Genomic DNA, 25,011 nt, shown 5'->3' on the forward strand with positions numbered 1-25,011 from the left:
GCGCGAGGGCTGCAAATTATCTCTTTCTTAGATGGGCGCTCGGACATGAAGTGGTGAGTCGTTTCAGCTTTCAAAATCTACTGGTGGTTTTTTGCTGTTTGCCAGTCTGGCGATATGTAGATGTCGGCGGTCCGCACACCGCTCCACAAACGGATGCGTCTGTGATAGAAAACGGACGCCGTTTGAGGGCCACTGCATTCAGAAGTAGGGACAGAAGGTCTGTATGAAATCTGTCGGCGGCAGCTGCCGGCAGGGAAGCGGACTATTCGGCGTTGCGGCCCTGGCGACAGTCCCGTATTGAAGTCACCCTCGAAACCAGAATCATCTTCTGCTCCGGCAGCGTCTCCCTTTGCCGCTGAGCCGATTCATCACCTGAATTAATAGGGTAGATGGGTGGACGCCTGCTCAAGCTGATTTGCGGCGTCTCATTTTTTGCACAAATGCGCTATTCGCTCGAGCGGCAAAGCCGCTTAATCAGTTCAATCAGGGCATCATGAGACACGGGCTTGCTTACATGGTGATTGAAGCCTGATTCGGCCGTTTCATTACGGTGACTTTCGGCCCCATAACCCGTCAGCGCAATGGCCGGGGTCTGTTGTAAATGCTCCATCTCACGAATTTTTTTAATCAGTTGGTGGCCATTCATTACTGGCATGCCGATGTCCGAGATGATCAGGTTATAGGCATTAGTGTGGGCGGCATCGAGCGCTTCTTGTGGATCGCCGAAGGCGTTAACTTCGGCGCCCTCCATCTCCAGCAGCATGTGCAACAGTTCAAGCACATCCCTGGAGTCATCCACCAGTAATACCTTCAGTCCGTTCAGGCGCTCATCTGCGACTATCGTCGAGTTGTCGGCCTCATTTTGTTTTTGGGGTTCACAAAGCGGCAGCAACACCGAAAACGTACATCCGTAACCCAAGCCCTTGGAGCGGACACTGACCGAACCACCGTGCGCCTCCACCAACTGGCGAACTAGGGACAATCCGATACCCAATCCTTCACGCTGATGGGGCTGGTGGTGGTTTTCCGCCTGCCCGAACAGATCGAAAATTTTCTCCATGTTTTCTTCGGTCAGTCCCGTGCCGCTGTCGATTACGTCAAATCGGGCATACCCGTCCACACGGCTGACAACCAACTGCACACACCCTCCGTCAGGGGTGAACTTCAGCGCGTTGTTAACGAGGTTCCAGATCACCTGTTCCAAGCGTGTGGGGTCGGCATCCACCATGACAGGCACGCGCTTTGGAATATCCAGTGTCACCTGGCAGTGGTGGCCGCCGGTAAGCACAACGTTGAAAATATCCTGCAGTGCATTGGACAGGTCGACTGGCTGTTTTTTCAGCTTAAGCTTGCCGGTACGCATACGCGCCACATCAAGCAGGTCGTCAATGATACGCGCCTGACTGGACACCGCGTCGCAGATGGTATTGACGGCCTTGATCGCCGGGGCTGTAGCCTTGGTTGCTGGCAAGCGACGCAGCAACTCGGCGTTCAGCTGGATCAGGTTCAACGGGTGTTTGAGTTCGTGCGACATCACCGCGAAAAACTCATCCTTGAGATTGCTGTTGGTTTGGGTTTCCATCAGACGCTGGTTTTGCTCATCCTGGGTGCGTTTGTGGCCAGTGAGGTCGCGGGCAATCTTGACGTAGCCTTGCAAACTGTTGCTCTTGAGTTGGGTGACTTCACCACTGCAGTAAAACTGGCTTCCATCCTTGCGTACGTGCCAGCGTTCATCCTCGCCACGACCATGCTCGCGGGCTGCGCGCAACTCGTTTTCAGGTACCCCACCGGCGCGGTCTTCCAGAGAGAAAATCAAATCGTAGTAAGCGCCGAGCACTTCTTGCTTGGTGTAGCCAAATATCAGTTCGGCCCCGGTGTTCCAGTCGGTGATTACACCATGCTCATCCAGAATAATAATCGCAAAGTCATGGGTGCTCTCGGCGACCAGACGCATGCGCTCTTCACCCAGGCGCAACTCTTCTTCGGCGTGGCGCCGCTTGGTGATGTCGATAAAGGTCAGCACGGTGCCATCAATGTGGTCTTCGCTAGAGCGATAGGGCAGCAAGCGCGCGATGTACCAGCGACCATCCTTACTGCTGATTTCACGTTCGATCATGTTGAGCGATTCAAATACCGTCGTGGCGTCTTCGGCCATTTCCGAGTAATTGAGGCGGTGTGTGATATCCATCAGCGAGCGCCCGGTATCAACCGGCAACATGCTGAAGATGTCCGTGGCGCGCGGGGTAAACCAGCGAATGCGCATATTGCGATCGACGAACACGGTGGCAATGTCGGTGGAGGCTATCAGGTTGGTCAGGTAGTCATTGACCTGGTCGGTTTCTTCAACCTTGGTTTTGAGTTCGAAATTGACTGTCAGCAGTTCTTCGTTGATCGACTGCAACTCTTCCTTGCTAGTCTCTAGCTCCTCGGTAGCGGAGCGCAGCTCTTCGTTGACCGCTTGCATTTCCTCGTTGGAGGCTTTGAGTTCTTCTCTGGAGAGTTCCGATTGCTCGATGGTTTCCTGCAGGTGCTGCTTGGTGCGGTGCAGTTCGCGCTCCAGATGGCTCATTATTTGGACTTCGGCGTGGCTGGTGTTTTCGTCATCAAGCGGTTGCGGGTCGATATGCCGCTCTTTGAAGATGATCAGTGCATAATCGCTTTCGGTCGCTTCGTCGTGGTAAGGAAGGGCCGTGATATCAACCAGGTAATGGCTTTCTTCGCGCGCGATGCGCACTTTGCGCGACGTCACGGCAGCCCCCGACTGCTGGGCCTGAAATAGTGTGGTACGGATATCGAGGCGCAAGTCGGGGTGCGCCAGGGCCAACAAGTTTCGAGTCATTTCTCCTGCTACATAACGCAGAAAGCTGCCCGCGCCTTCGCTTATGTGCAAGATGTCACCATGGCCATCGACAATCACGCTGGGCGGCGCGGCTTTTTCCAAGGCACGAAGATGAATATCCGAGAACGAAATCTTGTTTGATGTCTTGGTTTCAGCCACAACGGTTAGGGCGTTAGATCGCACGTAGCCGCTACGGGGCATGGAGGGCGCTCGGCGCATGGCGCTCGAACCGGCCCGTACACGAAAAATGCGGTTGCGCTTGTCCACCGGCACAAATAAATCCAGGCAGCCGTCCGCTGATTCCGATGACCCCAGAAACAAATAGCCGCCAGGTCGCAGCGCGAAATGGAACATCTGAAGAATATCGCGCTGCACCTCGCGATCCAGGTAGATCAACAGGTTCCGGCACACGATCAGGTCGATTTGCGAGAATGGCGGGTCGGCCAACAAACTGTGTTTAGCGAACAGAACTTTTTCGCGTAGCTCCTTGCGCACCCGATAGTGCTGATTTTTTTCCTTAGCGAAGTACTGGCGCAAGCGAGACGGTGGCACATCTGTGATGATCGCTTCGGGATATACACCATTGCGAGCATGGGAAATCGCGCGTTCATCGATGTCGGTGGCAAACACCTGCATCTTTGCGCTGCTGTCATCCTGTGCCAATTGATCCGTCACCAGCATCGCGACGCTGTAGGCCTCTTCCCCAGTGGAGCAACCAGCCGACCATATGCGTACCTCTTCGCGATGTGGAACGGCGTCTTCCAGTGACTTTATCAAGTTTGGAACAACGTCACGCTCAAGCGCTTCGAAGGCCTCGCGGTCACGGAAGAAGTTAGTCACCCCGATCAGCATATCGCCGAGCAAGGCCTTGGTTTCTTCCGGGTGGCCTTGAAGGTAATTGTAGTAGGCCGTGAGGTCCTGCTGGGCGGTGACTTGCAGGCGTCGCTCAATGCGGCGTAATACGGTGGCGCGTTTGTAATGCTTGAAGTCGTGTCCAGTACTGGCACGCAGTTGGGTCAAAATATCAAGCAGTACTTGTTCCGCCACGGCCGCATCGCGTTCGGTGGCGGGGGAAAGGGTATTGATCTCGGGGTCATTGGCCGTGGGCAGGATAATCGACTGAGCGTTGCGCCACAGATCCAAAAGCTTCTGTGGCATCTCCACCACCGGCAGCACCAGATCGACCATCTGGGTTTCGATCGCAGCGAGCGGCATGCCATCGAACTCGGCATCTTCCGGCGTTTGTACCAGGGTGATGCCGCCTTGTTCCTTGATGCGCGATAGCCCCACAGCACCATCAGTGCCGGTACCAGACAAAATCAGGCAGAACGCGCGATCTTTGTGGGTGTCCGCCAGGTCCCGGAAAAAGAGATCAATGGCGATATGCGAGCCGCCTTGGCGTACTGAGGGTGAGACGGACAGATAGCCATCATTCATCGTCAAGTGCTGGGCGGGTGAGATTACATAGACCCGATTCTTTTCGATGGACGTGGTGGCGTTGACCTGGAGCACCGGCATGCGAGTCGACTGCTGGATGATCTTGTCCGCCACGCTCTCGTGATCGGGCGACAGGTGCAGTATCACCACAAAAGCCATGCCGCTGTCTTGGGGCATGTGTTCGAAAAACGACCTCACCGCCTGCAGCCCGCCCGCTGATGCACCAATGCCGACCACCGGAAAAGCGAGGTGGCTGGGGATCAGATCTTTGCGTTGCGGAACATTGGGGGACCGCTGAGGTGCAAACTTCATAAATACTAACCTTGGTTAACATCGCAAGACGAATAAAGCACGATTTCGAGTGAAGAAGAGGGCAAAACGGATGGCGGAATATAGCTGAAAAGGCGCCCGCGATAGAACGCTTCGACACGACGTGGCAAATCCAGCGACCCTGTACCCTTCGGTTGAGGCATGAAACCTCGCTTAGGTTTGTTCGAACTGACGAGTGGCGGGGCATTTGACGGCTGTTGTATTTCCGCCGGTTGGTCTGACTCCTTGCAGCCCGCCCTCGCAAGACTCAAGCGTAGAAGCACCACTCAAATGGCCAATGACAGAGTATTAATCAAAACCCGCTTTTTGCACTTTCAAGTAGGCCCAGACCACATTGGCATCACGCAGATAACCCGACAGATCCGATGTTTCGTCATGCTGCATTCTGGTTGCTGAGTCGATCAGCATGACATCCTTCCATCCCGTGTCTTGCGATAAAGGGCTTTGCGAAAATGGTCGTTCAATCCAAATAATCGACGCACTGTCAGTGTCGGTGCGGTGTTTGGGTTGGATCGACGATCTGAATGATGTTGCCCTGCTGCCATGCATCCGCGCCCGGTGCAATTGCCGGAGCAGCTATTTCAGCGCGCGCTTTCTTTTTCTGGGCACTGTCGATTTCCAGCCGTTGATCCCGTTGCGTAATCATGTGTGGGTCCGCCTGACCTTCTGCGGTGAACCCCATCATGAGCTGAGGTACCCCCAGCGGTAAGTGTTTATTGAGATCGGTATGCCAGGTGTGCCAGGTCTTGCCATAGGTATGCACCAGTTTTTTCATCAGTGCATGTTCGGCCACTTCAGGGATGCCTGGGGCAATCAGTTGCCCTGATTTCACTTCATGCACATGGCTGTGCCATAAGGCTTTCTCAGCCGGCGGTAGGGTGTTGAACAGGTGCTCGCTGACGATGTATTCGACGCCCATGAGCTTGGCATCCTTGCGGGTGCCGTCGTAAATCACGCACTGGATCACTTCTTCATTGAGAATCGCACAGTAGTGATGAGCTTCCATTTGCATTTCGAGGCGACCGTTATAGAAGTGGAATCCATCCAGGTACGCATTCAGGGCCTCCACCGGGGGGCGCGACTGGAGCAGGGCCGCGCCGGCATCTAACGTTTGAGTCGTGGGCGTTTTAGGCTTTCCGGGTGCCTCGACGTTTGAGGAGGAGGTGGTGCCCGCGCAGGCGCTGAGCAGAGTAAAGGAAGCTACCAAAAAGAGTGATTTGGCTGCCTTACCGGTTTCGATGTCTGTCATCGTAGATTCCACCTGTCCTTACTTTAAGAATGAATGATTCCAGCCAGGCTTGACCTTGTAGTGGTTGGAAAGTTGGAGGGGGGACGCGTTCAAAACTTTGGATATTGCATTTGAACGCCCAATGATTCAGCCAGTCCTTGTGAAGGGCGGCGTTGGGCAACTGCTTTCAACACGGTCCCTCTTTTGGATAGGAGTATCAGCCAAATGAAAATCACCGAAGGGCAGGATTCAGCGCTACTTTCGCAGTTATTGCTCGCGCGCGGACCGGGAGGTCAAGAGGATGAAGTGCGCGCTATTTGTCATGAATATTTGCGGCCTTTGTGCGTCGACGTATGGGTTGATCCGGCGGGAAATATCGTTGGTCTGATTCAATTTTGGTGAAGCGTTTTTACACACTCTGGGCCGAATGCAGACTTTGACGAACGTCTGCACATCGCCATTCTCTGCCGTTCATAGCCGGTCAAATCTGATGTAAATAGCAGGTAAGGTCGAATGCATGCCGCGGGGGAGTCCATGCAGAACTCATCGGCCAGCTAAGCAGAAACGGGCGCTTTAAGCGCCCGAAGCTCTGTCAATTTTCAACCTGCGCCTGAAGCCGTCGACCAATCACCTCCAGCAAATCACACCCATCTCGCAACGGGATCACCAAAAGCTGTGCAAAGTCCGAAAGCACCACCGTATCGCTGGTGATTTCAGAGCGAAATGCAATGCTCTCCAGTACCTGGGTCACCACACGGATGCGGTAATCGGCTGTGGCGTGTAGGACGTCCAGCGGGGCTTGAGTATCAATGAGGATGGACGCGGGGGTGCAGTCAATACCGGTGATGGGGATGTATCTTTCCATGGGATTTCTCCGATCAGGTTAAAAGGCTGATCCGATCCTCAGGTCGCCAAACCTGATCGCCATTGAGCGATGGGCATCACTATAGGGTTTGTCGGATTGGGCGGGGAAGGTGATGGGGTCCGAAAGCCTCGTAGGCGTTGCGATCGTTTTTTGCCGGAGGGATCTGACATTGTCAGCTCGGTTGATTCAAAACCATCGACAGACTGAGGCGCTAGCCTCAGGTCTGCTTCACGCCCAGCGGGAGCAAGCTCCCTCGCCACAGGGAAGGGTGGCGCGGCTAGCCTTCGAACTCTGTTTTCAGCATCGTCAAGAACGCCTCTCTGGCAGGATGCCGACCGGCGTTTTCGTGCCAGTAAAAAAGGTTATCGATCCCCGTCAGCTCGGGGAATTCATATCCTGTCCAGCCAGCGCCCTGGTGGTATTGCTCATAGATTCCCCGAGGCACCAGCGAGACACCTGCACCCGCACTGACGCAGCCGACGATGGCGCCATAGCTGGCGATGCTGATGATCGGCTGGATTTGCTCATGGCGTAGCAGCCATTGCTCCAGCGCCAAGCGGTACGGACAGCCCGTGGGCCACATGAAGATCGCCTTGCCTTGCAAATCGGCGGCGCTACGCAAAGGGCCGTGAGACTCGGAGGCAATGAGCACCAGGTCTTCGCGGTACATCACGGCTCGCTTGAGTCCAGGCCGTTCCATGTCCACCGCTACGACCACGCCATCGAGCCGATGATGCTGGACATCGTCCAGCAGCTGAGCCCAAGTGCCCGTGCTCAGTTCCAGGGATACTTGCGGGTACTGCGCGTGGTATTTGGCCAACAACTGGGGCAGACGCCCCGTGGCGCTGGACTCGATCGCGCCGATGCGCAACGGGCCGCTCGGTGCGCTGTCAGGTGCGATTGCGCGGCGAGCTTCTTCCGTCAAGCTGAGTATTTTTGTCGCGTACTCCAGAAACACTTCGCCCGCTGGGCTGACCCGCAGCCCGCGACCTTCGCGGAAGAACAACGGCGTGCCGAGTTCCCGTTCCAGGGACTTGAGGCGCGCAGTGATGTTGGACGGCACACAGTGCAGCACTTCGGCAGCGCGGGCGATGCTACCGGTGTCGCAGACCGTCTTGAGCATGCGCAGTTGGGACAGTTCCATAGCTCACCCAAAGTGAATAGTTGGTTGAGTTTAAGTCACTTGTGCTGAGGTTGGGTGGTTTCGATACTTCGAGGCAAATCGGCCAGACGCTCAGTGAGCAGGAAACTCTAGATGGAAACGCGTTTTGCACTGGTTGAAGGTTCCTCCAGCAAACCCGGTGCGAGAATTATCCTCGCGACGACGTTCGTGATTTTTTGCTGGGCCTATTCTCCGATTGGCATTCGCATTGGCTTGCAGGCTTACGAGCCGGGTCACTTGGCGCTGATGCGGTTTCTCATCGCTTCAGTGTTCATGGCCCTTGTGGCGATGGTGAAGGGGATTTCCTGGCCGCGTTTCAGGGATTTGCCGTTGCTGGCGGTGTTGGGGTTCTTTGCCGTCAGCCTGCACCACATCGCCCTCAATTACGGTCAGCGTGGCGTCAGTGCCGGGGCGGCCAGTGTGCTGGCCCAGTCCACGCCTTTGTTCAGCGCTTTACTCGCACATTTTTTCTTCAAGGTCAGAGTCAGTGGTTGGCAGTGGGGGTGCGTAGTGTGCGGCTTGTTTGGCGCTGGCGTGGTGGTCGCGGGGGATCGTGGCTTGGGTGACATGGACGCGCATTGGCTATTGATCCTGTTGGCGGCGCTGTCCTGGAGTCTGTATTTCTCTCTCCAGAAACGTCATTCCCATCGATACGATGGATTGACCATGGTTTGTTACACCGTCTGGTCGGGCACAGTCCTGCTATTTATTTTCGCGCCTGGACTTCTAATTGACGCACAACACGCCTCTGTTTCGGTGAACCTGGCGGTGCTGATATTGGGTGTTTTTCCCAGCGCGCTGGCGTACCTCACATGGGCTTACGTGCTGGGGCATAGCAACGTGAGCCGAGCATCCATGGCGCTTTACCTGATACCGCCCACCGCGATGTTGATGGCTTCTTGGGTGCTGGCCGAACGCCCGTCAGTGATAGTCATTATTGGGGCTGTTATCGTGTTGGTGAGTGTGCTTGTGTTAAATCTTGAACCGGCAAAAGTTGCCGTCCCGGTTGCAAGCTCTAAATCCGGGTCATAACCGAGCGATGAATAATCCAGCAAATTTTACTGACGATGTCGCCGAGCCAGCCAGGGGGCAGTTGGCTAATCCACCCCCTTTTTTGCCATAGCCGCTTAAACCCCGGCAACGGCCTCGCGCACGAAGTCTTCATAGGTGCGCAGCGGGTGGCCAATGACGGTCTGGAGCCGTTCCACCGTCCCTTCGGCTGCCTGCATACCGAATGCCTGGATCCCCGCCATCATCAAGCGCATGTCATACGCCAGCCAGGCGGGACCGTACGAAGCCAGTTGGCCTTCGAAAGCGGCTACGTCATCACCCCCGTAGGCAATCTCGCGACCCAGGGCTGCGCTCCAGATCTTCGCCACGGACACACCGGTGAGCGCTTGCGGCCCGATCAACTCCAGCGTGACCCGATCCAGCGCGCAAGAGGCCCTGTCGCGTCGCAACAACTCGGCCACGGCGATGTCAGCGATGTCGCGTGCATCGATCATCGAGACGCCCGCCGAACCGATTGGCATCGGGTAGACCGAGTAGTCCTGGATCGTCTGTTGGACCATGCGGTCGTTCTGCATGAAGTACGCCGGGCGCAGGATGGTGGCGGGGATGTCGAGGCTTTCGATCATGCGCTCGACCGTATGCTTGCCGGTGAAGTGCGGAACATGGGTGAACGTGTCGGCATGGATCACCGACAGGTAAACGATGCGCTCGATACCGGCCTCGCGAGCGAGGTTCAAGGTGATGAGGGCCTGGGTGACCTCATCGGGCGTCACGGCATTGAGCAGGAACAGCGTACGCACCGACGACAGCGCAGCGCGCATCGACGCGACATCGGTGAGGTCCGCGACGACTTCAGTGACGCCCGCCGGAAACTCCCGCTTGCCCGCCTGGCGCACGAGGGCTTTGACCTCGGCGGCCGCGTCAGCCAGGCCTTGGGTGACGAGTGAACCAATAGTGCCCGTGGCACCGATGACGAGAATACTCATGTTTGAAACTCCTGCATGGGAACTTAAAGTGGACCAGCGGTTGAGGTTCGCAACGACCTGCGTCAGCGCCGCCATGGGGCCGAGTCAGTACAGCGTGTTGAAGGTGTTCATCGAATCAAGTTTCGATGACGAGACAGTATTCCGTTGCACTTGAAAAACGAAGACGACAGAATCCAGACACATCGTTTCAAAAATGGAACACTATGAATCTGAACGCGCTGATCGATTTCCTCCTTGTCGCAACCAATGAGGGGCTGGGGAAGGCAAGCCGCGCCAGCGGTATTTCCAAAGCCACCCTGTCACGCCGAATTTCCGATCTGGAAGAGCAACTGGGTGTGAGGCTGATCGAGCGCAGCGCCCGCGGCCTGAAACTCACCGAAGCTGGCCAGAGGCTGATGTCTCGAACTGAAGGCCCGCTGAGTGAAGTTGCCGAAGCCATGACGGCGGCCCGCGAGGGCGTTTCGACTCCACGTGGCCGCTTGCGAGTGGCTGCCCCGGTCCTGTTCTCCCAACTCGCGATGGGTCGCATCGGGGCCGAATTCTGCGCGGCCTACCCGGAGGTCGAAATTGAAGTCGTGGCGGAAGATCGCATGGTGGATCTGGTGGAGGAACAATTCGACGTCGCCATCCGGATCAACCCGAGCCCGGACAGCAATCTGGTCGGCCGGTGCTTCGCCAAGGACCGGTTGGTCGTCGTGGCGGCGCCTCAAATACCCAAGCCCATGCCTGGCGCGATCAGTGCCGTGCCCGGCATCGTGACGTTGACGTTCCAGCCGACCCAATGGCATCTCGATGATGGGCAACTGGTTCTGGAGCCGATCCCGAAACTGCGATTTTCCTCGTTGCTGATGGTTCGCGATGCCGCCGTCGCCGGTGGCGGTGCGGCCCTGATTCCACAATCCATCGCCGGCAATCAGCTTGCCCGTGGTGAATTGGTTCAGTGGGGCACGGTGTCGGGCGCGGAACCTGCTCTTTGGGTTTTGCATACGTCCAGGCGCCTTGCGCCTCCAAAGGTTCGTGCATTCGTGGACTTCATATGCGCCAGATACCCGGACTTGTCTCTGGTTTTGAGTGGATAGAGCAGCCTTCAGAGGTTTCAGGATCGAAGCAGGCTGCCAGGTTGCACACTGTCGTTGGGGTGTCTTGCTGTTTGGTATCCTTGTCGGGTGTATCAAGCATCGTCATGACTCCCTCACTTAAAGACAGTAGTCCCCCGAGCTTCGCCATCAACACATGCTTTGCGAAAGATCAGATACCGGCCGAGTCTTGAACGCCTCCCGCAACCGTTCAATCACATGGCTGATCGAAGGCCCTTGGATTGCCGGCGGCGTAGGGCTCTCGCCGAATTCACGCCAAACGAACAACGTCAACTCTGCGCCATCGGTCAATGTTTGGGCATTCTCTTGGGTACCAAACGTCTCCAGCAGCCTGTATCGCGCGTCTTTCCAAAACAGTTCCTCGACCCAGTCGTAAACCGGGATGAAATGGAAGTGGATGGGGTAGCGGGGATCGTGGCCAAATCGGCTGATGTAAAGCCATTTGGGGTTCAGTTGTGTTTCGAGAGTGCGCTGGATGTTTGCCATCAGGCCACCCAGCTCTGCGAGCGCAGCGTCCGGCAATTGTGCCAATGAGTTTACGTGAACCTTGGAACCGAGCATGAGGTAGCCGGGCAGGGCGGATGCCAAGTGATGGTTGACGATCCAATGGTTAGTTTCATGGAGGGCGAATTGTGGTGCTAATTCCAAAGCTGACTCCCTGTCGGTAATCGCGGTAAGGCGCGGTCCTCAACTATGCGGCATTTTTCATCAAAGAACCTGTGGCAAGGGGGTTTATCCCCGCTGTGTTGAAGCAGCCCTAACGCTCGCACCTCGGTTTATCAGTTGATCGCCTACAACCATCTTGGGACTGCTTCGCAGTCCAGCGGGGATAAATCCCCTCGCCACAGGAGGTTGGCCATGTCCCTTGTGTTGAATCTTGAGCCGGCGAACAGGGCAAAAGCCAGCTGATTCTGTAGTGGTTGTAGGCAATGACCTCGGATGTTGTCGCCAGGATTGAGCTTGGGGTTTATCAATGAATCCTTTGTTCTGCTGCGCGTTTTTTGGGGCTGCTGCGCAGCCCAGCGGGAGCAAGCTCCCTCGCCACGGGGTGTGTTATGGCTACAATTTTTTCCATCCTCGTCCATCGGTCGTGCGGTAGGTTCCCCCAGTGGCACAGCATCCACCGGCTCCAAATGCCATACGCCCCAGCTCAACCGTGACAGTTTCCTTTCCCTTACTCAGCGACTGCCGCGAGCAACTGGTGAAAAAAGCGTAGGGTTCCGTTTCCAGCACCACGGTCCAGGTCATGTCTTTCGCTGACTGGCCCTTGATCTTGTAAACCGCACAATCGTGAACAACCAGTTGAGCAAATTGCCCTGCAAGCAGTCCCTTGAAAACGAGCTCAGGTGGAGCGTCTAGCAGGGCGGTTTTTAGCGGGTCCGGTTCTGACCCGTACTCGCAAGCCGTCATCAAGCCCATGGCGAGAACCAGGTACGCTAGCCGGACACGCTGCCGCACTACTTCTTGACCGGGTAATCCTGCCCCCACACCCGTACCGAACTGGTCGCCTCGTTCATGCCTTCGAACACGAACTTCTGCCGTACGGCGGTCTTTGGTGGAACGGTGACTTCGTCGGGGTTTTCCAGGCCGGTGAGGCGGTTGGAGTAACCCGCCTGGTCAATGGCCAGCAGCACGCCGGTCTGGCCGAGGTTCACAAGGCGCAGTTGGGTGTCGGTGCTGTTTTTGAAACCGAGGGTAATGCTGACGTTGTCGTCGCTGGGTTCGAGCTTCAACACTTCAACGGCGATGCGATCCTTCATTTGCTCGCCAGACGAAATGATCGCCGCACCATCGGTGCCCTGGGCCGACTCGCGGCCATCGAGCACGCCTTCGCTGACGCCGCCCAGCAGGTTCTTGCCGGCGGTGATGAACGTTGAAACGGCGGCCTTGGTCGAGTCCTTGATGAGACTGCCGTCGGTTGGCTCGCCTTCGGCGAAGCACAGCGAGCTGAGCAGGAGGCTGGAAACGAAGAGGGTGGAACGTGACGGCAGAAAAGTCATACCTGGATCCTTGAGGGTGGCCTGCGACATCGCCTGTCAGAAGGGCGAACGGCAATGATAGCCGTGATCGAGGACCGTTAGCGATTTACCTCATTGAGTTTCCGGCCTTGCGCCGTTCCTGGTCGCAGCCAGGCAAGGTTGATGCATTGAGCGAGTCCTGTGCCGGTCTGGGATGCTCTCGTCTGATCCGTATTTTCCAGCGTCAGGTGCCTCTGTCATGACTCCAGGCCCAGCCCCAGAATAACCACGCGGTTGGCCTGTCAGACCGCCCATGTGCTGCAATTTTTTGGTCCAGGAGTGCTCATGACGAAGATGGCGATTTTTTTGGGTGGTTTTTTGGTACTGACCCTTTTGATTGGCGTACTGGCAACGATTTCGCCGGTGTAGACACCCGTTGCTAAGGCCGGTGTGGTTTCGGTTTCTTTTGTGGCGAGGGAGCTTGCTCCCGCTGGGGCGCGAAGCGGCCCTGAAGCTCGCCCCGGTTCTACCGCTCCATCCCCTGCAAGCATCCTAGGGCTGCTACGCAGCCCAGCGGGAGCAAGCTCCCTCGCCACGGGGGTTGTGTGGGGGCAGGTGGATGTGATCGGTCCTCACTATCTATGCAAAATCACCTGCGCAATCTCATGCAACCCCATCACCCGCTGCGCGGCGTTGAGTTTGATCGCTTCCTTGGGCATGCCGAAGACCACGCAGCTGGCTTCGTCCTGGGCCACGGTGCTGCTGCCGGCGTCGAGCATTTCCTTGAGGCCGCGGGCGCCGTCGTCGCCCATGCCGGTCATGATGATGCCGGTGGCGTTGCGGCCGGCGAATTTGGCCACTGAGCGAAACAGCACGTCCACCGATGGGCGGTGGCGGTTGACCAGGGGGCCGTCCACCACTTGGACGTGATAGAACGCGCCGCTGCGGGTCACCATCATGTGTTTGCCGCCCGGGGCGATGAGGGCCAGGCCCGGGTGGATGCGGTCGTTGTTGCGGGCTTCGCGCACTTCGATCTGGCACAGGCTGTCGAGCCGGGCGGCAAACGAGGCGGTGAATTTTTCCGGCATGTGCTGGACGATGACGATCCCTGGGCACACCCGTGGCAAGGCGGTCAGCACTGCTTCCAGGGCCTGGGTGCCGCCGGTGGACGTGCCGAGGGCGACGATGCGTTCGGTGGTCTGGGCCATGGCATGGCCGTTGGCGGCCGGCAGCATCGCGTCGGCGGTGAGTTTGGTGGCTGGGGTCAGTGGCGCCGGGGCAGGGCGCCGGCCCAGGTTTCTGACGTTGACCTGGGCGGCGGCGCGGATGGCCGATATCAACTCCGGTGCCGATTCCAGCAGGAAATTCTTCAGGCCGCTGGTGGGCTTGGTGATGATTTCCACCGCGCCGGCGGCCATGGCTTGCAAGGTGGTTTCGGCGCCCCTGGGCGTCAGGGACGAGCAGATCACCACCGGCGTGGGACGCTCGCTCATGATTTTTTTCAGGAAGGTGATGCCGTCCATGCGCGGCATTTCCACGTCCAGCACGATCACGTCGGGCCATTCCTTAGCCAGTTTGTCCATGGCGAAAATCGGATCGGACGCCGCGCCCATCACATGAATGTCCGGCGTGTCACTGAGGATCGCCAGCAGTACCTGGCGAACCACGGCAGAGTCATCCACCAGCAGTACATTTATCTTTTTTGACATGGTTAATGTCGGGTCCTTATCGGTTGGTGCCTGACCCACACGTCGCCGCTGCACAGGTCAAAGATGATGCTTCGGTAACCGGTGCTGCCCATGTCCTGGGCGATCAGGTCCAGGCGGTAGAGCGCGGCCATTTCCAGCGCTGCGTTGACGTTCATGCGCGCCACGTCGCCGAACGGCACCTGGCGTTGCAGCTCCGGGAACATTTCGCCGCCGCCGAACAGCTTAAGCTGGTAATCCTCGGGTTCGGTGCAATGGGCTTTTGCCTGGCGGACGAACAGTTCGATGGCTTCGTCGGCGTACATGCCGTTCAGCGCCGTCGAGCAGCGCGCCCGGCTGGGCAACATGTAATGGCACATACCGCCGATCTTGCGCTCCGGGTGCCACAGGGTGACGGCCACGCAAGAGCCGAGAATGGTGCGCAGGCGAGCCGGACTCGTGGCGAAACGAAACTCGCCTGGTGCCAGATACACCTCGGGCACTTGCATCAGCGCGGCGCTCATGGCTTGCGATAGATCGAAGGTGCCACCAGTTTCAACGCATCGGATACGCCGTTGAGGCTTTCGGAGTGGCTCACGATGAAATACCCGCCGGACTTGAGCCGCGGGAGCAATCGGGCGACCACTTTGCTTTTGGTGGGTTGGTCGAAATAGATCATCACGTTGCGCAGGAAGATGACATCGAACTCCCCCAGCTCCGGCAAGGTGTCGTTGAGGTTGACCTGGATGAAGTTGACCCGGCTGCGCAACGCCCGATCGATGAGGAAGGTGCCTTGCTGGCTGCCGGTACCCTTTAGGCAATATTTCACCAGCAACGGTTGGGGCAGGGTACGGGCGCGTTCCATGGGGTAATGTCCGGAACGGGCCTTGGCCAGTACCTGGCTGCTGATGTCTGAACCGATGATTTCCCAGGGTGTGGTGCCCAGTCCTTCGGCCAGGGTCATGGCCAGGCTGTAGGGCTCTTCACCGGAGGAGCTGGCCGCGCTCCACAGACGAAAGGTTTTGCCTGGCGTTGCATGGGGCAGTACATGCTGGCGCAGGAAATCAAAGTGCTTGGGCTCGCGAAAAAAGTAGGTTTCATTGGTGGTGAGCAGGTCCAGCGCCACCTGCAATTCCTCGGTGCGCTGGCCGCTCATGATCAGCTTGAAATACTCACCATAACTGCCCAGTTCATAGTGCTTGAGGCGCTTGAACAACCGTCCGGCCACCAGGGCCTTCTTGGCCGGTGACAGGTTGATGCCCGCGGCCTGGTACAGCCAGGCTTGAAACTGGCTGAACTCACGGTCATTGAGCGCCAATGAGCCTACGGTGCGTTCCTTGCAGGTGTCCGTGTTCATTGGCTTTCAGCTTCCAGCGCGGCAGGGCTGGCCTGGGCCAGTTGCGACATTTCATCGATGGACAGCACCCGGTCCACCTCCAGTACGATCACGAACTTGCCGTCGACCTTGGCCATGCCGCTGATGAAATCGGCGCGGATCTTCGCCCCGAAACTCGGTGGCGGTTCGATCTGCGAAGCCGGAATCTCCAGCACCGCCGACACGGTGTCCACCAGCAAGCCGATGTCCTGGGCGGGCCCGTCCTCGGTGTTGGCCTCGATGATCACCACGCACGAACGCCGGGTGATCGCCGAATTCTGTCGGCCGAACCGGGCCGACAGGTCCACCACCGGCACGACCGCGCCGCGCAGGTTGATCACCCCGCGTACGAAGGTCGGCATCATCGGCACCACCGTCAGGTTGCCGTACTCGATGATCTCCTTGATGCACAGGATGCCGATGGCAAACATCTCTGTGCCGAGCATAAACGTCAGGTATTGCGCTTCTTCCTCAACCGCGATGGCGGTTTGACGTGTGGTCGCGATGGCGCCCATGCCTTTTCTCCTTTTAAGCAAGCCTGTAGGGCCGGACCGTCAGAACCGGGTGAATTCGGATTCGTCTGGCGCGCTGGCCATGTTGTAGGCAAACGCCTTGGGCATCGTCGCCGCAGGCGCGCGGACGGTCTTGCGACTGGCCGGGCCGGGCGTGTTGTCCACTTTTAGTGGCTGGTTGGCCGATTTGGCCGGCGCGTCCAGGGTGAAGAAGCTCATGGCCTGTTGCAGCTGTTCGGCCTGGCTGCTCATCTCTTCTGCGGTGGCGGCCAATTCTTCGCTGCTGGAGGCGTTCTGCTGGGTCACCTGGTTGAGCTGGGTCATGGCGGTGTTGATCTGCGCCACACCGGCAGCCTGCTCTTCGGAGGCAGCGCTGATTTCCTGCACCAGGTCCGAGGTCTTGTTGATGGACGGGACCATTTCGTTGAGCAGATGCCCGGCCTTCTCGGCCATGTCGACGCTGCTGGACGACAGCTCGCCGATCTCCTGGGCCGCCACCTGGCTGCGTTCAGCCAGTTTGCGCACCTCGGCGGCGACGACGGCGAAGCCTTTGCCATGCTCACCGGCGCGGGCCGCTTCGATTGCAGCGTTGAGCGCCAGCAGGTTGGTCTGGTAGGCGATGTCGTCGATGATGCTGATGCGCTGGGCGATTTTCTTCATCGCCACCACGGTCTGCTGCACCGATTCACCGCCGTCGGTGGCTTCCTTGGCGGCCTTGCTGGCCATACCGTCGGTGACCTTGGCGTTCTCGGTGTTCTGGTTGATGCTGGCGCTCATCTGCTCGATGGAGGCGCTGGTTTCTTCGACGCTGGCCGCCTGCTCGCTGGTGGCCTGGCTCATGGATTGCGCGGTGGCGCTGACTTCTTCGGAGGCGCTGGCCAGGTTGTCGGCGGCGTTGCGCACTTCGCCGATGATGTGGGACAGCTTGCCCACCATGTTTTGCATGGCGTTGAGCACCATGCCGGTTTCGTCCTTGGAACCGCTGTCGATTTTCGCGTTCAGGTTGCCTTCGGCCAGTTGCCCGGCCACCAAGGCCGCCTGTTTCAGGGGACGGGAAATGATCCGGGAAATGAACAGTGCCAGGCCCAGGCCCACCAGCAGGGCGGCGATCAGCACGGCAATGATCGACAGACGCGCATTCTCATACAGTTCCGTACCATGGGCGCTGGCCACGTCGGCCCCGGCGGCATTGAGCTCGACCAGTTTCTGCAGGTCGGCGGTCACCAGGTCGAAATGACGTTTGGACTCACCCTTGAGCAGTTCCTGGGCTTGGCCGGTCAGGTTCTGCCGCGACAGCGCGAACAGGTCCTTGCTAACAGTCAGGTACGCGGCCCAGTCACTGCGGGTGGTGTCGAACAGTTGGCGATCTTCGGCACTGGAGATCAGTTTTTCATAGGTTGCCAGGCGCGTTTCGAAACCCTGTCTGGCTTCGTCCGCTTCTTGCTCGATGGCCGTGCGCTCCTGCTCGGCGTCGGCGGAAATGTGGCGATTTTCCTTGAGGCGATAGTTCGCCGCATAGAAGCGCATGCCCGAGGCGGCGCGCATCGAAGACATCCAGTTCTCGCGGATATCGACGGTTGTGCCGTTGACCTCGTTGAGTTGGATAATCGAGAACACCCCCATGACGGCGGTCAACGCGAGCACCACCAAAAACGAGGTGATCAGTTTGGTGGCGATTCTAAGATCGTAGAACCATTTCATCGGGAAGTACCTCTCCATGGAATTGCTAAAGCGTCAGCGAGCAGTGGCTTGTTGTGATTGAGTTGAGGTGTAGCGGTTGTCTATTTGCGCGATCTGGGTGAGCAGCGCCGGCACGTCGAGAATCAATGCCACGGCGCCGCTGCCCAGGATCGTCGAGCCGCTGATCCCGCGCAGCGCGCCGAACAGCTTGCCCAGGGGTTTGATCACGGTCTGGAATTCACCGAGCAGGTCATCCACCACCAGTCCGGCCTTGAGCTCGGCGTAGCGCACCACCACCACGTTCTGCCGACGCGAGGCCGGGCCTTCGTGGTTGAAGTGATCGCGCAGGTACACCAGCGGCAGCACTTCGCCGCGCAGGTCGAGGTAGCCTTGTTCGCGGCTGCAAACCCCGTCGTCCTCGCTCAGCTCGATGCATTCCTGGACCATGTCCAGGGGGATGACATACGTGGACTGGCCGATGCCCACCAGAAAGCCATTGATGATCGCCAGCGTCAGCGGCAGGCGAATACGCACCACGGTGCCCTGGCCCGGCTGGCTGTCCAGGTCGACGGTGCCGCGCAGCAGGGTTATGTTGCGCTTGACCACATCCATGCCCACGCCACGCCCGGAAAGGTTGGTGACGGCCTGGGCGGTGGAGAAACCGGGCTCGAAGATCAGGTTGTAGATTTCCTGGTCGGTGGGGCTGGCGCCAGGGGCGACCAGGCCGCGTTCCTGGGCTTTTTCCAGGATCCGGTCACGGTTCAGGCCGGCGCCGTCGTCGGCGATTTCCAGCACGATGCTGCCCGAGTCGTGGTAGGCATTGAGGTGCAGATGACCTTTGGCCGGTTTACCGGCCGCCAGCCGCGCCTCGGCGGTTTCGATGCCGTGGTCCATGGCGTTGCGTAACAGGTGCATGAGCGGGTCGCCGATTTTTTCCACCACGGTTTTATCCAGCTCGGTTTCCGCACCGCTGATGATCAGGTCGATGTCCTTGCCCAGTTCCTGGCTGACATCGCGCACCACCCGGCGGAACCGATTGAAGGTTTCACCGATGGGGATCATGCGCAGACGCAAGGCGCCGTCGAGAATTTCTTCCACCAGCCCGGACACCGTTGACGTCGATTCCTGCAACGAGTCGTCGTTGCAGTTGCGAGCCAGCAGGCTGGCGCCGGCACTGGCGATGACCAGCTCGCCCACCAGGTTGATCAACTCGTCGAGCTTGTCGGCGTTGACCCGCACATAGGTGCCGTCCTTGGCCTTGCCGTCGCTGGTCGCCGGTTGCTTGTCGGCCGTGACCTGAGCGGGCATGCGCGGTGCTGAACGCTGGTCTGGCATCAGTTCACCGGTGGTGACCATTGCCGTGTTGGGGTCAGCCTGCTCTTGGGTTGTTGCAACCAACCCGGTGTTCATCGGCGGCGCAGGGTCATCCATGGCGACGATCTGGATCTGGCAATCTTCGCGCACGAAATCGAAGACTTCATTGATTGCGCCGTGGCCGGCGGCCGAACGAAACTCAATGTCGAACCCCAGGTAGCAGGACTCGGCATCCCAGGTTTCGGCCGAGGGCATTGCGTCTGTCAGCGTGGCGATGTGGATGATCTCACCAAGGGTCTGCAGGTAACGCAGGAATGACAGCGGGTCCATGCCGTTGCGGAACACTTCTGGACCGAAGTGCAGGGCAATGTGCCAGAGGCCTGCATCGGCGGGCGCCTGTGTTTCGCTGGCTTCGACGGGTTTCGGAGCTTCGGCAGGCGAGGGCGCCTGGTATTCCTGAAGGATCTGACACAGCTCCATTTCCCGGGCCAGCGCCGGGGGCGCCAGTGTCGCGCCCTGGTTGGCCACCACATTGATCAGCTCCAGCATGTGATCACTGGACTTGAGCAACACGGCGATCAGGCCGGCGTCCACTTCGACGCTGCCGTTGCGTAACCGATCGAGCACGTCTTCGACGATGTGGGTGAAACTGACGATGGGTTCCAGGCCGAACAGCCCGGCCGAGCCCTTGATCGTATGGGCCGCCCGGAAGATCGCGCCGATGGCATCATCGTCGTCCGGGTCGCTTTCCAGTTGCAGCAGGGACTCTTCCATCGCCTGCAACTGTTCCCGTGCCTCGACGATGAACGTTTGTTGTGCCTGATCGAGATTGATGCTCACGCTCATATCCTTTGTCGTGTCCGACGTGTTGCGGGGCCGCTATACAACCAGGTTGCACAGGGCGAGTGTTTCCGTGACGGCTTTGCTGTGGCCCGTTATCTCCAGCCGGGTACCGGCCTTGGGCGCCTCGCGCTGGACCATCATCAGCAGTTGCAGGCCGGCGCCGTCCATTTCTGTGATCTGCGACAGATCCAGCGCCATGCGCGGCGTCGCCCCCAGGCGCGGCAGCAACTGCGCGGCGAGGTCGGCGGCGGTGTAGATCGTCAGCTCGCCGTCGATCTGCACCTGCGCGGTGTCATCCTGTGTTTCGTACAGCAACGGCATTTCACTCTCCGCGAATCAAGGAAGAATCAGCTTGGACACCGCCGCCAGCATCTGCGCCGGCTGGAACGGCTTGACCACCCAGGCCTTGGCACCCGCTGCCTGGCCCTCGAGTTTTTTCGACTCCTGGGATTCGGTGGTGAGCATGATGATCGGCGTGAACTTGTAGCTGGCCAGCTTCTTGACCTCCTTGACGAAGGTGATGCCGTCCATGTTCGGCATGTTCACGTCACTGATGATCAGGTGCACCTTCTGGCCATTGAGCTTGCCCAATGCATCCTTGCCATCGCTGGCCTCGATCACGTCGTAGCCGGCACTTTTCAACGCGATGCCGACGACCTGCCGAACGCTCGCGGAGTCGTCGACAACCAATACACTTTTAGCCATGAACGGCGCTCCTAGAAGAAGGTTATTTCCTGTGAATTCTGTTGCGCGCCCGATCCGCCGTGGTGGTTGCGGCGTTGCTCTTCGGTGGCGTAGGTGGTTTCCATGCGTGCCAGCCATTGGCGGGCATCGATGGAAACGGCCTGGTCGGGCGACTGACTGGCCTGCTGCATATGCACATGCAGGTCCTCGATGTTGTCGCGCACGTGGCTGAGGATCTGGCTGACCCGATCCTGAAATTGCAGGTTGACCAGCACTTCGGTGAGCTCGTCGCGAATACCAAAGCTTTCCTGTTGCAGCAGGTCGGCCGATTCGGCCAACCGCCCGGTGACGCTCTTGAAGCGTTCCAGCACGCGCTGGATGCTGTCCTCGGAGACGGTAACCGACTGACTGTCCTGATCCGCGCCGCTGGAGGCGGCCTGGACCAGTTGGGTGATGGCGTTATTGATGATGTCGACCTTGGCCGACATCTGCTGGCCGGTCTCGCTGGACTTGCTCGACAGACTGCGCACGGCATCGGCCACCACCGCAAAACCGCGTCCGGCTTCGCCGGCACGGGCGGCTTCGATCGCGGCATTGAGCGCCAGCAGGTTGGTCTGGGCGGCAATGGCCGCGACATCGGCGGCCATGGTCCGCAGCTCACCGGTGTAGGCGGTGAGGTTACGCACCTGGGCCAGGGTTTCGTCGCGGCTGGTCTGGGTGGCTTTCAGGGAGTTGATGACCTGGACCAGCTCACCTTCACTTTGGGCCAGCACCTGTACGGCGCCGCCACTGCTGTTGCCGGCCAGCTCACCGGCAGCCAGTTGCGAGGCTTGCACGGTATCTTCCAGACGTGAAGAAATGCCGGTGAAGCGACTGGTCAGCGAGACGATCGCGGTTTCGGTCTGCTGCCGGGAGCTTTCCACTTGCTTGGCCCAGATCGGCATGGCGCCGAGGATGACTTCGTTGAGTTGCGCGCTGGCCTTATGGTTCAAGTGGTCGGCGGCGTGTAGCGAGTGATGGGCAATGGCGGCGGCGACTGCTTTGTCGATCTGCTGGTGTTGGGCACGAGCACCCCACACGCCGGCACCGGCGCCAATGGCCAGGAGCACGGCGCACAACGCCAGGTTTTGTGTACTCGGGTCGTTGAGAACCAGCAGGCCGACGCTCGCGATCAGGGCCACAAGCAAGCTGGGCCAAAGGATGCGCGGCGGAGTTTTGGATTGGGAATGACCGTGTGAATACGACGTCATGGTTCGGTCCTTGAACAGTGTTGCTAACAGGTTATTTGCGAATAACTGGTTATCTGCGACCCCACCGCGGACTTTAAGACCGGTCGTCCGATTCCGGTTTGGTTGAGGCATTGGCCTGCCCAGTAAGTGGCACTGTGCTACTTCAGGTTAGACGCAGTCGCTGAAATGTCGAGGCGCACTGACGAACAGATGAGTCGCACACAACCCCCCCTACGTAGAGGGACTCTGTGGGAGCAAGGCTTGCCCGCGAAGCAGGCGACTCGGTTCCAGATCGAGCGCGTGACCTTCCTCGCGGGCAAGCCTTGCTCCCACAGATTCCCTCGCCATAGGGTGGGAATAAGCTAAATTACCCCGCATCGGATTTTCGAACCTGCCATCACGAGCCCTCATGCCCACCCAGCCTCTCTGGAAAATCTACCTACTGTTCCTGGCCCCCATGGTCCTGTCCAATTTCCTGCAATCGATGTCCGGCACGCTCAATAGCATCTACATCGGCCAGATGCTCGGCACTCAGGCGTTGGCGGCGGTGTCGGGCATGTTTCCCATCCTGTTTTTCTTCATCGCGCTGGTGATCGGCCTGGGCGCTGGAGCAGGGGTGTTGATCGGGCAGGCCTACGGCGCCGGGGAAACCGGCACGGTGAAGGCGATTGCCGGCACCACGCTGTTGCTGGGGGCGATCATCGGGTTGGTGGCGGCGGTGCTCGGCAGTGTGTTTGCACGCCAGGCGCTCCAGGGGCTGGGGACCCCGGCCGATGTGCTCGAGGACGCGGTGTCCTATGCCCGGGTGATGATGTGGATCCTGCCGATATTGTTGGTGTTCGTGGTGTTTACCCAATTGCTGCGCGGGGTGAGCGATACGCTGTCACCCATGCTGGCGCTGCTGGTGTCCACCAGTGTCGGGCTGTTGCTGACGCCAGCGCTGATTCGCGGTTGGCTGGGGCTGCCGCAAATGGGCATCGAGAGTGCGGCGCTGGCAGGGCTGGTGGGTACAGCATCGGCCATGGTCATGCTGGCGTGGCGCCTGAACCGTCGTGAGCACGCCCTGGCGCCGGACCGGGCGTTGTTCGCGGCGATGCGCCTGGACCTGGACATCCTCGGCAAGGTGCTGCGCATTGGCCTGCCCACTGGCTTGCAGATGGTGGTGATCTCGCTGTCGGAGCTGGTGATCCTGGCGCTGGTCAACCGCCACGGTTCCCAGGCCACGGCCGCCTATGGTGCGGTGACGCAAATCGTCAATTACGTGCAGTTCCCGGCGTTGTCGATTGCCATCACCGCCTCGATCCTCGGTGCCCAGGCCATCGGCGCCGGGCGTCTGGAGCGGCTGGGGCCGATCCTGCGCACGGGGCTGTTGATCAACGTCTGGCTCACTGGTGGACTGGTGGTGTCGGGGTATCTGTTGTCTCACTGGCTGCTGGGGTTGTTCATCACCGACCCGGCGGCGCGAATCCAGGCTGAACACCTGCTGCACATCATGCTCTGGAGCCTGCTGGTATTCGGCTTCCAGGCGGTGGTCGGCGGCATCATGCGCGCCAGCGGCGCGGTGCTGATGCCGGTGGCGATTTCGATCTTCTGCATCGTCGGCGTTCAGGTGCCAGTGGCCTACCTGCTGGACGCGCAGTTCGGCCTGCAAGGGGTATGGATGGCGTTTCCGGTGGCTTACTTGGGCATGCTGGTGTTGCAGACGCTGTACTACAAACTGGTCTGGCAGCATCAGCGGATTGAGCGCCTTGTGTAGACCAGAGCTTTCTGGCACAACACACATCCTCTGCGGGTGAGCCTGTGGTTGAACCTGTGGAAGCAAAGCCTGTGGGAGCAAAGCTTGCTCGCGATAGCGGTTTTAAAGCCAACAGGGGTGTTGTAGATGATGACGTCATCGCGAGCAAGCTTTGCTCCCACAGGCTTTGCTTCCACAGGCTCGCTCCCACAGGCTTTGCTTTGCTCCCACAGGCTTGCTCCCACAGGGATTCAGTGCCTGGCGATGTTACAGTAGCCGGCATTCTCCTACTGCCATCACCGAGGATCTCGATGTCTGCCAGCCCGCCATCCAGTGTTTCCTACCGCGCCTTCCTCTTCGACATGGACGGCACGCTGCTCAACTCCATCGCCGCTGCCGAGCGGATCTGGACGCGCTGGGCCCTTCGTCATGGCGTGGATGTGGCGAGCTTTCTGCCGACTATCCACGGCGTGCGTGCTGTCGACACCATCGCCCGCCAACGCCTGCCGGGGGTGGATGCCCTGGCCGAGGCCGAGCAGATTACCCGCGAGGAAATTGAAGACGTGGAGGGAGTGGTGCCCGTGCCCGGTGCTGCGGCATTTCTGAACAGCCTGCCGCCCCTGCAATGGGCCATCGTCACCTCGGCGCCCATGGCGCTGGCCTTGCGGCGTATGGAAGCGGCCGGCATTCCACGTCCCGCGGTGATGGTCACCGCCGAGGATGTGAGCGACGGCAAACCCAACCCTGCCTGTTATCGCCTGGCTGCAGAGCGCTTGCAAGTTGCCCCCCAGGATTGCCTGGTGTTCGAGGATGCCGAAGCGGGGATCAAAGCCGGCGAGGCGGCGGGAGCGGATGTGTGGGTGGTGACGGCAACGCATACGCACCCGGTAGTCACCCTTCATCCGCAGATCAGGGATTACCGTGGGCTTGGCGTTGAGGTGAATGAAGCCGGCCGGATGCGGCTGAACCCGGTTCTGTGACCGCAGCAGAACCCCTGTGGGAGCGAGCCTGTGGGAGCAAAGCTTGCTCGCGATAGCGTCG

20 protein-coding genes and 2 pseudogenes are annotated in these 25,011 nt (G+C 59.1%); 5 read left to right on the plus strand and 17 right to left on the minus strand.

Annotated features, from left to right (window positions below):
* Positions 1-445: 445 nt before the first annotated feature.
* Both MA884_RS03520 and MA884_RS03525 read right to left on the minus strand, forming a co-directional pair.
* Complete coding sequence (locus MA884_RS03520) at positions 446-4,588, minus strand: CheR family methyltransferase (protein ID WP_256229055.1); 4,143 nt, start codon at positions 4,586-4,588, stop codon at positions 446-448.
* Between the two features lie 502 nt (positions 4,589-5,090).
* On the minus strand, positions 5,091-5,855 hold the full coding sequence (locus tag MA884_RS03525) for an OBAP family protein (RefSeq protein ID WP_256229056.1): 765 nt from the start codon (positions 5,853-5,855) through the stop codon (positions 5,091-5,093).
* Positions 5,856-6,059: 204 nt separating this feature from the next.
* Between MA884_RS03525 and MA884_RS03530 the strand changes: the two are divergent.
* A pseudogene (locus tag MA884_RS03530) lies at positions 6,060-6,224 on the plus strand (M42 family peptidase); the annotation flags it as partial.
* 202 nt (positions 6,225-6,426) lie between these two features.
* Here MA884_RS03530 and MA884_RS03535 read toward each other — a convergent pair.
* Positions 6,427-6,699 carry a hypothetical protein gene (locus MA884_RS03535; RefSeq protein WP_256229057.1) on the minus strand — a complete coding sequence of 91 codons (273 nt, stop codon included), beginning with the start codon at positions 6,697-6,699 and terminating at the stop codon, positions 6,427-6,429.
* Positions 6,700-6,976: 277 nt separating this feature from the next.
* Positions 6,977-7,843 (minus strand): LysR family transcriptional regulator, encoded by an 867-nt coding sequence (locus MA884_RS03540; protein WP_256229058.1) that lies wholly within the window; start codon positions 7,841-7,843, stop codon positions 6,977-6,979.
* Positions 7,844-7,954: 111 nt separating this feature from the next.
* Here MA884_RS03540 and MA884_RS03545 point away from each other — a divergent pair, with 111 nt between their 5' ends.
* Positions 7,955-8,893 carry a DMT family transporter gene (locus MA884_RS03545; protein WP_256229059.1) on the plus strand — a complete coding sequence of 313 codons (939 nt, stop codon included), beginning with the start codon at positions 7,955-7,957 and terminating at the stop codon, positions 8,891-8,893.
* A 95-nt stretch (positions 8,894-8,988) separates the two neighbouring features.
* Here the strand turns inward: MA884_RS03545 and MA884_RS03550 are convergent, their stop codons facing one another.
* Positions 8,989-9,858 carry an NmrA/HSCARG family protein gene (locus MA884_RS03550; protein ID WP_256229060.1) on the minus strand — a complete coding sequence of 290 codons (870 nt, stop codon included), beginning with the start codon at positions 9,856-9,858 and terminating at the stop codon, positions 8,989-8,991.
* A 203-nt stretch (positions 9,859-10,061) separates the two neighbouring features.
* Here MA884_RS03550 and MA884_RS03555 point away from each other — a divergent pair, with 203 nt between their 5' ends.
* Positions 10,062-10,937 (plus strand): LysR family transcriptional regulator, encoded by an 876-nt coding sequence (locus tag MA884_RS03555; RefSeq protein WP_256229061.1) that lies wholly within the window; start codon positions 10,062-10,064, stop codon positions 10,935-10,937.
* 147 nt (positions 10,938-11,084) lie between these two features.
* On the opposite strand, the gene MA884_RS03560 is transcribed toward MA884_RS03555, so the two are convergent.
* The 12 genes and pseudogenes from MA884_RS03560 to MA884_RS03615 all read right to left on the minus strand — a co-directional run.
* The gene (locus MA884_RS03560) at positions 11,085-11,603 is read right to left on the minus strand and encodes an HIT family protein (protein WP_256229062.1); all 519 of its coding nucleotides are present in this window, start codon (positions 11,601-11,603) and stop codon (positions 11,085-11,087) included.
* Between the two features lie 411 nt (positions 11,604-12,014).
* Positions 12,015-12,374, minus strand: coding sequence for a hypothetical protein (locus MA884_RS03565; protein ID WP_256229063.1), 360 nt, complete (start codon positions 12,372-12,374; stop codon positions 12,015-12,017).
* Positions 12,375-12,412: 38 nt separating this feature from the next.
* Positions 12,413-12,955: a hypothetical protein gene (locus MA884_RS03570; protein ID WP_256229064.1), complete on the minus strand. Its 543-nt coding sequence runs from the start codon at positions 12,953-12,955 to the stop codon at positions 12,413-12,415.
* 593 nt (positions 12,956-13,548) lie between these two features.
* Positions 13,549-14,622, minus strand: a complete 1,074-nt coding sequence (locus tag MA884_RS03575) for a chemotaxis response regulator protein-glutamate methylesterase (protein WP_256229065.1) — start codon at positions 14,620-14,622, stop codon at positions 13,549-13,551.
* Between the two features lie 2 nt (positions 14,623-14,624).
* On the minus strand, positions 14,625-15,122 hold the full coding sequence (gene cheD, locus MA884_RS03580) for a chemoreceptor glutamine deamidase CheD (protein WP_256229066.1): 498 nt from the start codon (positions 15,120-15,122) through the stop codon (positions 14,625-14,627).
* Positions 15,119-15,955: a protein-glutamate O-methyltransferase CheR gene (locus MA884_RS03585; RefSeq protein ID WP_256229068.1), complete on the minus strand. Its 837-nt coding sequence runs from the start codon at positions 15,953-15,955 to the stop codon at positions 15,119-15,121. The genes cheD and MA884_RS03585 overlap by 4 nt, the downstream gene beginning before the upstream one ends.
* Complete coding sequence (locus MA884_RS03590; protein WP_256229069.1) at positions 15,952-16,488, minus strand: chemotaxis protein CheW; 537 nt, start codon at positions 16,486-16,488, stop codon at positions 15,952-15,954. Before MA884_RS03590 ends, MA884_RS03585 begins: the two co-directional genes overlap by 4 nt.
* A 39-nt stretch (positions 16,489-16,527) precedes the next feature.
* Positions 16,528-18,186, minus strand: coding sequence for a methyl-accepting chemotaxis protein (locus tag MA884_RS03595; protein WP_256229070.1), 1,659 nt, complete (start codon positions 18,184-18,186; stop codon positions 16,528-16,530).
* A 33-nt stretch (positions 18,187-18,219) separates the two neighbouring features.
* On the minus strand, positions 18,220-20,319 hold the full coding sequence (locus MA884_RS03600; RefSeq protein WP_256229071.1) for a chemotaxis protein CheA: 2,100 nt from the start codon (positions 20,317-20,319) through the stop codon (positions 18,220-18,222).
* Between the two features lie 39 nt (positions 20,320-20,358).
* On the minus strand, positions 20,359-20,643 hold the full coding sequence (locus tag MA884_RS03605; RefSeq protein ID WP_047227659.1) for a lipid asymmetry maintenance protein MlaB: 285 nt from the start codon (positions 20,641-20,643) through the stop codon (positions 20,359-20,361).
* 15 nt (positions 20,644-20,658) lie between these two features.
* Positions 20,659-21,027: a response regulator gene (locus MA884_RS03610; RefSeq protein WP_047227658.1), complete on the minus strand. Its 369-nt coding sequence runs from the start codon at positions 21,025-21,027 to the stop codon at positions 20,659-20,661.
* Between the two features lie 11 nt (positions 21,028-21,038).
* A pseudogene (locus tag MA884_RS03615) lies at positions 21,039-21,983 on the minus strand (methyl-accepting chemotaxis protein); the annotation flags it as partial.
* Between the two features lie 661 nt (positions 21,984-22,644).
* On the opposite strand from MA884_RS03615, the gene MA884_RS03620 reads away from it, so the two are divergent.
* Both MA884_RS03620 and MA884_RS03625 read left to right on the plus strand, forming a co-directional pair.
* The gene (locus tag MA884_RS03620) at positions 22,645-23,991 is read left to right on the plus strand and encodes an MATE family efflux transporter (protein WP_256229073.1); all 1,347 of its coding nucleotides are present in this window, start codon (positions 22,645-22,647) and stop codon (positions 23,989-23,991) included.
* A gap of 290 nt (positions 23,992-24,281) precedes the next feature.
* Positions 24,282-24,950 (plus strand): HAD family hydrolase, encoded by a 669-nt coding sequence (locus tag MA884_RS03625; RefSeq protein ID WP_256229074.1) that lies wholly within the window; start codon positions 24,282-24,284, stop codon positions 24,948-24,950.
* Positions 24,951-25,011 lie beyond the last annotated feature (61 nt).

Origin of the sequence: Pseudomonas sp. Q11, from assembly GCF_024494355.1 — a bacterium.
Classification (GTDB): Bacteria; Pseudomonadota; Gammaproteobacteria; order Pseudomonadales; family Pseudomonadaceae; genus Aquipseudomonas; species Aquipseudomonas hefeiensis.

Coding starts and splice junctions, on each gene's coding strand:
- MA884_RS03520 (WP_256229055.1), bottom strand. CDS start 4,588: ATGAAGTTTGCACCTCAGCGGTCCCCCAATGTTCCGCAACGCAAAGAT.
- MA884_RS03525 (WP_256229056.1), bottom strand. CDS start 5,855: ATGACAGACATCGAAACCGGTAAGGCAGCCAAATCACTCTTTTTGGTA.
- MA884_RS03535 (WP_256229057.1), bottom strand. CDS start 6,699: ATGGAAAGATACATCCCCATCACCGGTATTGACTGCACCCCCGCGTCC.
- MA884_RS03540 (WP_256229058.1), bottom strand. CDS start 7,843: ATGGAACTGTCCCAACTGCGCATGCTCAAGACGGTCTGCGACACCGGT.
- MA884_RS03545 (WP_256229059.1), top strand. CDS start 7,955: ATGGAAACGCGTTTTGCACTGGTTGAAGGTTCCTCCAGCAAACCCGGT.
- MA884_RS03550 (WP_256229060.1), bottom strand. CDS start 9,858: ATGAGTATTCTCGTCATCGGTGCCACGGGCACTATTGGTTCACTCGTC.
- MA884_RS03555 (WP_256229061.1), top strand. CDS start 10,062: ATGAATCTGAACGCGCTGATCGATTTCCTCCTTGTCGCAACCAATGAG.
- MA884_RS03565 (WP_256229063.1), bottom strand. CDS start 12,374: ATGGGCTTGATGACGGCTTGCGAGTACGGGTCAGAACCGGACCCGCTA.
- MA884_RS03570 (WP_256229064.1), bottom strand. CDS start 12,955: ATGACTTTTCTGCCGTCACGTTCCACCCTCTTCGTTTCCAGCCTCCTG.
- MA884_RS03575 (WP_256229065.1), bottom strand. CDS start 14,622: ATGTCAAAAAAGATAAATGTACTGCTGGTGGATGACTCTGCCGTGGTT.
- cheD (WP_256229066.1), bottom strand. CDS start 15,122: ATGAGCGCCGCGCTGATGCAAGTGCCCGAGGTGTATCTGGCACCAGGC.
- MA884_RS03585 (WP_256229068.1), bottom strand. CDS start 15,955: ATGAACACGGACACCTGCAAGGAACGCACCGTAGGCTCATTGGCGCTC.
- MA884_RS03590 (WP_256229069.1), bottom strand. CDS start 16,488: ATGGGCGCCATCGCGACCACACGTCAAACCGCCATCGCGGTTGAGGAA.
- MA884_RS03595 (WP_256229070.1), bottom strand. CDS start 18,186: ATGAAATGGTTCTACGATCTTAGAATCGCCACCAAACTGATCACCTCG.
- MA884_RS03605 (WP_047227659.1), bottom strand. CDS start 20,643: ATGCCGTTGCTGTACGAAACACAGGATGACACCGCGCAGGTGCAGATC.
- MA884_RS03610 (WP_047227658.1), bottom strand. CDS start 21,027: ATGGCTAAAAGTGTATTGGTTGTCGACGACTCCGCGAGCGTTCGGCAG.
- MA884_RS03620 (WP_256229073.1), top strand. CDS start 22,645: ATGCCCACCCAGCCTCTCTGGAAAATCTACCTACTGTTCCTGGCCCCC.
- MA884_RS03625 (WP_256229074.1), top strand. CDS start 24,282: ATGTCTGCCAGCCCGCCATCCAGTGTTTCCTACCGCGCCTTCCTCTTC.